1 protein-coding gene is annotated in these 722 nt (G+C 65.5%); it reads left to right on the top strand.

All coding sequences use genetic code 11. The features are described 5' to 3' along the window. A partial coding sequence (locus AC0QUY_RS42660) for an SDR family NAD(P)-dependent oxidoreductase (RefSeq protein WP_475391737.1) occupies positions 1-722 on the top strand: 722 nt, incomplete at both ends.

The raw sequence follows: 722 nt of genomic DNA, 5'->3' as shown, positions 1-722 counted from the left end.
CAACGTCCCGGTGCTCGGCGGCATCGATGACGTCGAGGACGTGATCCGCGACTATGCCGGCCGCGGAAAGCCGATTGCGCGGCTCGTGATGACGCCGTCGGCGTTCGAACCCGAGGCGCATCCCGAAGCGGTTCTGATGCGTGCCAAGCGGCTCGGCCTGTTCGTCAGCCGCCTGCCGTCGCTCGAAAGCGGCGACGTGCCGAGATTGACCAACGTCGCCGTCGAAGACCTCCTTCTGCGGCCGAGCGAGAAGATCGATTACGCGCGGCTTGAAACGCTGGTGAAGGGCAAGGCGGTGATCGTCACCGGCGGCGGTGGCTCGATCGGTTCGGAGATATGCGACCGTGTCGCGACCTTCGGCGCCGCGCGGCTGTTGGTGATCGAACATTCGGAACCGGCGCTCTACGCGGTGACGGAGGCGCTGACGGCGCGCGCGGCCAACGCCGTGATCGAAGGCCGGATCGCCGATATCCGCGATCGCGACCGGATCATGAACCTGATGCGGGAATTCAGGCCCGATATCGTGTTCCATGCCGCTGCGCTGAAGCACGTGCCGATCCTCGAGCGCGACTGGAGCGAGGGCGTCAAGACCAATATTTTCGGATCGGTCAACGTCGCCGACGCGGCGATGGCGGCGGGCGCGACCGCGATGGTGATGATCTCGACCGACAAGGCGATCGAACCGGTCTCGATGCTCGGCCTGACCAAGCGCTTTGCCGAAA

This window comes from Bradyrhizobium sp. WYCCWR15520 (assembly GCF_056174665.1).
The sequence above is the reverse complement of the archived record's forward strand: the minus strand, read 5'-3'. Positions and strand labels throughout refer to the sequence as shown.